Annotated in this window: 7 protein-coding genes, 1 tRNA gene and 1 pseudogene; 3 read left to right on the forward strand and 6 right to left on the reverse strand. The window is 71.1% G+C overall.

What is annotated here, in order from left to right; all coding sequences use genetic code 11:
- The 3 genes from I59_RS21340 to I59_RS06125 all read left to right on the forward strand — a co-directional run.
- The coding region (locus I59_RS21340) for a PASTA domain-containing protein (protein ID WP_022903107.1) at positions 1 to 1,757 on the forward strand (1,757 nt) is incomplete at its 5' end.
- Entirely contained in the window at positions 1,685 to 2,467 is a 783-nt protein-coding gene (locus I59_RS06120) for a metallophosphoesterase (RefSeq protein ID WP_187289793.1), read from the forward strand. The genes I59_RS21340 and I59_RS06120, both read left to right, overlap by 73 nt.
- 101 nt (positions 2,468 to 2,568) lie before the next feature.
- Positions 2,569 to 2,642: transfer RNA gene (locus tag I59_RS06125), tRNA-Pro, on the forward strand.
- Between the two features lie 368 nt (positions 2,643 to 3,010).
- Here the strand turns inward: I59_RS06125 and I59_RS06130 are convergent.
- The 6 genes and pseudogenes from I59_RS06130 to I59_RS06155 all read right to left on the reverse strand — a co-directional run.
- Positions 3,011 to 4,051: an LLM class flavin-dependent oxidoreductase gene (locus I59_RS06130; protein ID WP_022903109.1), complete on the reverse strand. Its 1,041-nt coding sequence runs from the start codon at positions 4,049 to 4,051 to the stop codon at positions 3,011 to 3,013.
- Positions 4,052 to 4,171: 120 nt separating this feature from the next.
- Positions 4,172 to 4,798: a thymidine kinase gene (locus tag I59_RS06135; RefSeq protein WP_022903110.1), complete on the reverse strand. Its 627-nt coding sequence runs from the start codon at positions 4,796 to 4,798 to the stop codon at positions 4,172 to 4,174.
- Positions 4,798 to 5,499 (reverse strand): response regulator transcription factor, encoded by a 702-nt coding sequence (locus I59_RS06140; protein WP_022903111.1) that lies wholly within the window; start codon positions 5,497 to 5,499, stop codon positions 4,798 to 4,800. The genes I59_RS06135 and I59_RS06140 overlap by 1 nt, the downstream gene beginning before the upstream one ends.
- Positions 5,486 to 6,622 carry a hypothetical protein gene (locus I59_RS06145; protein ID WP_022903112.1) on the reverse strand — a complete coding sequence of 379 codons (1,137 nt, stop codon included), beginning with the start codon at positions 6,620 to 6,622 and terminating at the stop codon, positions 5,486 to 5,488. Before I59_RS06145 ends, I59_RS06140 begins: the two co-directional genes overlap by 14 nt.
- Positions 6,619 to 7,980: a sensor histidine kinase gene (locus I59_RS06150; protein WP_022903113.1), complete on the reverse strand. Its 1,362-nt coding sequence runs from the start codon at positions 7,978 to 7,980 to the stop codon at positions 6,619 to 6,621. The genes I59_RS06145 and I59_RS06150 overlap by 4 nt, the downstream gene beginning before the upstream one ends.
- 127 nt (positions 7,981 to 8,107) lie before the next feature.
- A pseudogene (locus I59_RS06155) lies at positions 8,108 to 8,528 on the reverse strand (radical SAM protein); the annotation flags it as partial.

Below are 8,528 nucleotides of genomic sequence, written 5' to 3' on the forward strand. Positions count from 1 at the left end.
ACAAGATCCAGACGACGCTCGACATCGGCCTGAACGCGCAGCAGAAGCAGATCCTCAACACGTACGACAACAAGGCGGAGACGCAGATCGCCCTCGGCGCGACGCTCGATTCGGTCGAGGTCGGCACCGGTCGCATCCTGACGATGGCGCAGAACAAGGACTTCGACGAGGCCCTGAAGTCCGCACCCACGTCGACCTCGCTGAACTACTCGGTCGACTACAAGTACGGCGGGGCGAGAGGGTTCCAGACCGGTTCGACGTTCAAGGCGTTCACGCTCCTCGACTGGATCAAGGCGGGCCACGGCCTGAACGAGACCGTCAACGGCACCGCGCGCGTCGTGTCGCCGTGGACCAAGTGTGGTCAGCCCGACTACACGCAGTTCGACGTCTCGAACGACTCCCCCGGCGAGAACGGCAACTACAGCGTCATCGGCGCCACCGCGGGCTCGATCAACGGTGCGTTCGCCTCGATGGCGCAGAAGCTCGACCTCTGCGACATCGAGACCATGGCGAAGAACTTCGGCGTGCACCGCGCCGACGCGAACCCGCTCAACACGTACCCCTCCTTCATCCTCGGGACGAACGAGATCGCGCCGCTCACGATGGCTGCCGCGTACGCCGGCATCGCGAACAACGGCACGTTCTGCGCTCCGATCGCGATCGACCAGGTGACGGACGCCTCGGGCAAGAAGCTGGGCGGCCAGGCCAAGGACTGCTCCCAGGCGGTCGACCCTGCCGTCGCGCAGACCGCGGTCTACGCGATGAAGCAGACGATCACGAGCGGTACCGCCCGCGGTGCACAGACCGCCGACGGCACCCAGATGTTCGCCAAGACGGGTACGACCGACGAAGCCGAGCAGATCTGGCTCGTCGGCGCTTCGACCAAGGTGGCCACCGCCTACTGGCAGGGCAACACCGACGGCAAGAAGCTCAACCTCCGTCACTACAGCAACGGCGTGAACGGCACCTACGCCGGCGTGCGTGCTGACGTGTGGCGCCAGGCGCAGACCCCGGTCAACGCGGCCTACCCCGGCGGCGCCTTCACGGACCCGTCGTCGACGGCGATCCGGGGCAACAGCGTCCAGCTGCCGAACCTCGCGGGCAAGAGCCCGGACGAGGCACGGTCGACCCTCGCCTCGGCAGGCTTCACGTACGTGGACGGCGGCACCCAGCCCGGCCCCGGGACCGCGGGCAGCGTGCTCAAGACCTCGCCCGCCGCAGGGTCCTACCTCTCCCAAGGTGCGAGCGTGACGGTGTACACGACCGACGGCTCGCAGGCCTCGATGCCGAAACGTGACCGGCAGAACGTCGGCAGCGCACGGTCCGAGCTCGAGTCGGCGGGTCTGACGAACATCACCATCTCCGACCAGTACGAGCGCGGCAGCGGTTCCCAGCAGGCAAGGGCGCCTTCGACGGACCCGGCGGCCGACGCCACGGGGGGAAAGGAACACCGCGGTGACAGTCAAGCTGTACGGCACGAAAGACGGCAAGCTTCCCAAGGACTGCAAGTGACGCGCGGCCGCGCATCGCTCGGGTCCTTCCAGCGGGCGCGGCCGTCGGAGCCGGCGCTGCGGCGTGGGGCTCCCTCGTCGAGCGCCGTCGCTTCGGCATCCGGTGGGAGACGGTCCCGGTGCTCGCGCCGGGCTCTCGCGACATCGTCGTGCTGCACCTCTCCGACATCCACATGGCGCCGTGGCAGTCGGACAAGCAGCAGTGGCTGCGCGACCTCAGCCTGGTGGAGCCCGACTTCGTGGTGAACACCGGCGACAACCTCGGCCACGTCACCGCGAACTCCGCCGTCGAGTATGCGCTCGAGCCCTTCCGGGGCGTCCCGGGCGCCTTCGCGTACGGCTCGAACGACTTCTACGGCCCGACGCCCCGGAACCCGTTCAAGTACTTCACGGGTCCGAGCGCGCACGGCAGCGGGGGCGCCCGCCCCGTGGAGCTCGACATCGACCGCCAGACGGCGTTCTTCGAGTCGCTCGGGTGGCTCGACGTGAACGACAAGGCACATGCGATCGAACTCCGTGGCTCGCGCCTGGAGCTCTTCGGGACGTCGGACGCGCACCGCGACTGGGACCGCCTCGACCTCCTGCCGACGAACGTCGACGAGATGCGCAGCGACGTGCCGTGGTCCGAGGACGAGGACGGCCCCGCGCCGGTCTCCCTCGGGATCACCCACGCGCCGTACCGCCGTGTCCTCGACGCCTTCGTGACCCAGGGTGCCGACGTCATCTTCGCCGGCCACACGCACGGTGGCCAGGTCCAGGTGCCGGGCGTCGGCGCGCTCGTCACGAACTGCGACCTCCCCCGCCGCTACGTCAGCGGGCTGCACAAGTGGGAGCACCGCAACCACTGGTCGTGGCTCGAGATCTCGGCCGGGCTCGGGACGTCGATCTACGCCCCTGTGCGGTTCTCCTGCCGCCCCGAGGCCGTCGTCGTGACCCTCACCGCCCGCGTCGACTGAGCCGCCGTGGCGACGCGCCCGGGAGTTGGCGAGATGGTCGTGAGCACCCTCGATCATCCGGTAGACTTCTGGGGTTGCTCCGGTTCGGAGTGATCACACCGCGGGGTGTGGCGCAGCTTGGTAGCGCGCCTCGTTCGGGACGAGGAGGTCGCAGGTTCAAATCCTGTCACCCCGACAGCAAGGCCCTGGTCAGACGACCAGGGCCTTCCTCGTTCCTCCGGAGCGCCGCGTTCCCCCGGACCCTCTCGTCCCCCGGAGCGCCGCGTTCTCTCAAGCGAGCTCGTCCGCCGGTCGGACTCAACGAAGGGGCACGACACCCCGCCTGCCCGTCGGCGAATGGTCGTGAATCGTCGCTGTGCGCCGTCTGGAGCGACACCTCGTGACCGCTCGACGCCCGGAGACGGGGTGTCGCGACCAGCCACCACCGCCCACAGTGCTCCAGCCCGAGGTCTCCCTCCCCGACGACGAAGCCCGCCGAGACTCCAGCGTCCTGGAACCTCGACGGGCTGAGCGGCTCGCGCCTCGGCCGAGCGTGCGTCGGCGTCACGCCACCGCGGCACCCGCCGGCACGAGCCGCCCCTCGGCGTGCAACCGCGCCACGACGTCGAGCGCCTGGTGCCGGTAGCGCGCCTGCGCCGCCCCGGGAGCGACGATCACACCATCGGCACCGGTCGACTCGACGAGCGCGTTGATCTTCGCCGCGACTTCGTCCGCGGTGCCGTAGGCCTGGCGAGCGGTCCGCGCCTCGATGAAGCGTCGCTCGAGGTCGGAGAACTCGTACGCACGGGCCTCCTCCATCGACACCGGCTCGGGCTTGGCTCCCTGCCGCATCCGGATGAACGAGATCATGCCCGGCGCGCTCTGCTCCGCGATCACGGCCGGGTCCTCGTCGGTGACGACCTGCACGCCGATCAGCGCGTTCGGGGTCTGGCGGAAACGCGACGGCCGGAACGAGTCGCGGTACAGCGCGAGTGCTGCCTCGGTGTTGTCGGACGCGAAGTGGTGCGCGAACGCGAACGAGACACCGAGCGCACCGGCGACCTGCGCGCTGTAGCCCGAGGAACCGAGCAGCCAGAACTCCGGCACGTCACCGTAGCCGGGCACTGCGCGGATGCGCGAGAGCGGGTTCGACGCCTCCATGCCGGTGAAGAAACCGATGAGGTCCGCGAGCTGCTGCGGGAAGTCGTCGACGTCGAGGCGGTCGGTGCGGCGGAGCGCCATCGCCGTCGCACCGTCGGTCCCGGGTGCACGGCCGATGCCGAGGTCGACCCGGTCGCCGTACAGCGCACGGAGCGTCCCGAACTGCTCGGCGACGACGAGCGGTGCGTGGTTCGGCAGCATGACCCCGCCGGAACCGATGCGGATGGTCGAGGTGGCTGCCCCGACGGCGCTCAGCAGCACGGCGGGCGCGGACGAGGTGATGCCCGGCATCCCGTGGTGCTCGGCGACCCAGATGCGCTCGTAGCCGAGCTGCTCGGCGTGCACCGCCATGTCGATCGAGCCCTGCAGGGCCTCGGTGTTGGACTGGCCGTACTCACGCGTGGCCAGGTCGAGGACGGACAGGTGCACGGAAGCGTCGCTCATGTGGTCACCAACAGTGGCCGGCCGACGTGCATTCCGCACCCCCTGACGGCCTGGAGGCGCGGGGCGGGCCCGTCACGGGCCTCCAGGCCGTCGGGGGTTGCCGTGTGCCGGTGGCGACCGTCAGTCGCCGTCGAGGTGCCCGCCGGACTCCGTGAGGTAGCAGTTCGCGCAGAGCGACTCGTACGTGACGTCCTCGCCGTCGATCGCCACCTGGGAGCCGTCGAAGACGAAGCGATCGTCGATGCGGCGCGCGTTGAAGACCGCCTTGCGACCGCAGCGGCAGATCGTCTTGAGCTCCTCGAGGGAGTGCGCGATCTCGAGCAGCCGGGCGCTGCCCGGGAAGGCCTCGGTCCGGAAGTCGGTGCGGATGCCGTACGCGAGCACCGGGATGCCGTCGAGGACCGCGACGCGCAGGAGGTCGTCGACCTGCTTCGGCGTGAGGAACTGTGCCTCGTCGACGAGCACGCAGCTCACCGGGCGCACCATGCCGTCGAGACCGGCCGACGCCGGATCGGTCGACCCGGCTGCGGTGACGGCCGCGCGGACGTCGTCGGACGGCGCGAAGACCACGTCGACCGACCGGGTGACGCCGAGTCGGGACACGATCTCGTGGTCGCCCTTGGTGTCGACCTCCGGCTTGGCGAGCAGGACCCGCTGCCCGCGCTCCTCGTAGTTGTACGCCGCCTGCAGCAGCCCCGTGCTCTTGCCGCTGTTCATCGCGCCGTAGCGGAAGTAGAGCTTCGCCACTACGCGAGGAACCCGTCCTCCGCCGCACGACGGATGAGGTCGGACTTCTTCGACGCGGGACGACCGACCTTGCTGTACTTCTCACGGACGCGCCGCAGGTAGGTCTTCGCGGTCTCGTACTGCACGTTCATCTGCGCAGCGACCTCGTTCGTCGAGTAGCCGGACACGTAGAGCCGGAGTGCCTCTTCCTCACCGTGGCTGAGCTTCGGCCGCTGGTGCGCACTCGCGCCGGTCGGGAGCGGCCGCCAGTCGCGCTGCGGCGGCGTCTCGCGGGCGACGCCCATGATCTCGCGGGCGACGTCCATGACCTCGCGCATCGGCAGCGACTTCGACAGGAAGGCAGCGGCGCCGGCGGCGAGGGCACGGTCGCGGGACTCGCGGCTGTCGACGCTCGACAGGACGATGACCTTCGCCCCGGCGGCACGGCAGGTCCGGACGCGCGCCTCGATCGACACGGGCTCCTTGAGCTGGAAGTCGAGGAACACGAGGTCGGTCGGGAAGCTGTCGCTGTGGACCATCTCGAGCCAGGTGTGTGCGGTGAGGGCCAGGTCGAAGTCGAACGCGTTCACGGCGATCCAGCTCGAGAGGGAGTCGAGCAGGACCTCGTGGTCGTCGAGGATGGCCAACCGCACCCGGCGGGTCCCCGGGGTCGGGAGGACGGGACCGCCCTCCGAGAGCCGGTTCGGGTCAGTGCTGGTCATACGAGAACCTTAGTGCGAGGGCGGATGGCCGGACGGTGACGTCCAGGTCGGGGAACGTGACACGGAGGACCGCGAGGTACGGGTCGAAGGTGCGGTGGATGCCGATGTCGGAGTCGGCGACCACGACGTCGACCGTGACCTCGATCCGCTCCCCCGCCGTCCCGCGTGCCCGGACGACCAGGCCGGCCGGATCGACGGCCGGAGCGCGCATCACGGCGCGGAGGAAGGTGCGCACGACGGTCCGCTGGTCGACGTCGAGGGTCGCGAGCAGTCCGTCGGGGTCGTCGATCTCGGCTCGTTCGCCGCCCTCGGCGCGGACGGCGTACTCGAACCACGTCCGGTCCGCATCGGCCACCATGCCGCGCCGGAGGGTGTCCGCGATGGCCCTCGCCCGCGCCCGGTCCGCGTCGGTGATCGCGTCGCGGGTGCGGAGCTCGGCGAAGAACGGCGCGACCTCGGTGGCGAGCAGGGTCGAACGGTCCCGCTGCACGTTCGCGGCGATGCCGTCCTGTTCCGCCCGCTCGACCGAGTACGAGCCGGCGCGGATCTGCACCCGCTCGGCGAGCCCGGAGAACGTCCACGCGAAGACCGCCGACGCACCGGTGAGCACGAGCGTCGGCGCTGCCGCCAGGAAGGCGGCGACGGCCACGGGGACCTGGTGCGGGAAGGTCGCGGCAGCGACGCCCCAGGCGGCCGCGTCGACCGCGGCGAGCACCAGCCCGCCGAGGGCGAGGTCGGTCCACGGCCGGTACGGAGCGACCATCACGATGCCGGTCGCGGTGAGCAGGCTCATGAAGTCGTTGAGGGCGTTGCGGTCCGGGCCCCACTGGGCGGCGACGCTCGTCACCGAGGCCGTCGCCAGCAACGCCACGTGCGCCACGAAGGCCCCGCGGGTGAACGGCGCACGGAACGGACTCGACGCGGCGATCACGACGGTCGCCGAGGCCGCGACGAGCAGCACGGTGAGGGCGCTCAGGCCGGGGCTCCCGACCACGTCGCGGTCGAACAGCGACACCAGCAGTGCCCAGACCGTGCCGGCGGCACCGATCACGACGGCGAGCGGCCGTGATCCCATCGCACCGAGCGGGTCGTACTGCTGCGCGGTGCGACGTGCAGCCGTCACCGGGCACGCTCCGGCTCGTCGTCCTCGATGCCGCGGGGCCGGAACGACGCGTCGCCCCCGGTTGCGGAGCCCCCGGATGCGACGCCGCCCGACGCCAGACCACCCGACACGAGGCCGCCGGACGCGCGTCCGGACGCCACGACGTCGCCGGAGGGTGTCCCGCTCCCGCCGACCCGGCCGACCGGGGTCGGCATCGGCACGGTCATCATCACGCTCGTGCCCGAGCCGGGCGACGACCACACCTGGACGGACCCGCCGACGCGCTCGATGCGCTGCCGCACCGAGCCGCGGAGGCCCATCCGGTCCGCGCCCGTCGCCGACTCGTCGAAGCCCCGCCCGTCGTCCACGACCATCACCGTGCACGAGGCGCCGTCGTCGAACACGCTGACCTCGGCCGCGTTGACGCCCGCGTGCTTCCGCACGTTCGCCAGGCACTGACCGGCGGCCCGCACGACGGCGTCGAGCGTCCGGTCGTCGAGCCGTTCGAGGGACCGGGCCTCGCCGGTCGTCGTGATGTGGAGGCCCTGGGCCCGCTCGGCGTCGAGCATCGCGCCGAAGGCCGAGGAACCCGTGGCGGCCGGGCTGGGCGGCTCCGATCCCGACGCTCCGAGCCACTTGCGCTCCGTGAGCAGCGCGAGGTCCTCGTCGACGGTGCGCGCGAGGTGCTCGTCCATCGGGCCGTCCGGCGCGATGGCGATGGCACCGAGGTGGTTGAGGACGGTGTCGTGCAGGATCGCCGCCGCCTCGGCCTCCACACCGGCGCGGTACGCGGAGACGTGTTCCTCACGCGCCGACCGGAGGAGTTCCGGCTGGACCCGCGCGGACCGGGTGGTGGCGCGGCTGGTCACGAGCACGAGGGACACCACGAACGCCAGCGTCACCCACGCCAGGACGAGGGGGTGCGGGGTCCCGTCCGTCTGGACGAGTGCGAGCAAGGCGGCACCACGGCCGACCACGAAGCCGCCGATCGACCAGAGCACCACGCGCCCCGGCACCGCACCGGCACCGCCGACGAGGACGAGCGGGATCACCGCGAGGGACAGCACGAAGGACGCCACCCAGGGGACCTCGACCTCGCGCTGCACGACGGTCGCGAACCACCAGACGCACGTCCCGCCCACGACGAGGAACGCCACCGCGGACCGCGATGTGCCGAACTGCACGTGGAGCCCGATCATCGCCAGCATCGGTACCAGCGCCAGCACCGCCCCGACCACCTGCGCACCGGGCTCGGTCGCGCGGAGCAGCAGCAGCGCGACCGCCGCCGCGACGATCGACCCCACGGCGGCGGCGTGGAACGCGCGCACCGTCGACCAGGCATTCACGCGTGGCGCGAGGTGCGTGGGGATGCCGAGCACGGGTGGGACGTCCTTCCGGGTAGGTGTCGCCACCGCCGGTGTACCCCGAATCGGGATGCCGACAGCGACCCGCCCGATGATACCGGCCCGATCCGACATCGGGTGTCCCCCGAACGCGGACCGGACGTCAGAACAGCGTCGGCGATGTCCCGGTCACGGTACGCCGCTCGGAGAAGTCCGGTGCAGCACGCTTCAACGGCATCACGCGCGTGCGGTCGACGCTGTGCCCCATCGAGCCGGTCGTGGGGTCGACCTCCCCGAGACCGACCCCGTGCGCCCGCAGGATCGGCCTGATCCGCTCCCCCAGCCACCGCCGGTAGTCGCGCGGTGCGTAGGTGTTGTCGAGGTACATCGCGCGGTACCGCTCGACGAGGTCCGGCCGGCTCCGCTGCAACCACGCGAACCACCACGGCTTCACGCCGGGCCGGAGGTGCAGTGCCGAGTACATGATGCTCGTCGCGCCGGCAGCGACGGCCCGACCGACGGCGTCGTCGAGGTGCGCCTTCGTGTCGGTGATGTACGGCAGGACGGGCATGAGGAACACTGCG

Source organism: Curtobacterium sp. B8 (assembly GCF_000333315.1).
GTDB lineage: Bacteria > Actinomycetota > Actinomycetes > Actinomycetales > Microbacteriaceae > Curtobacterium > Curtobacterium luteum.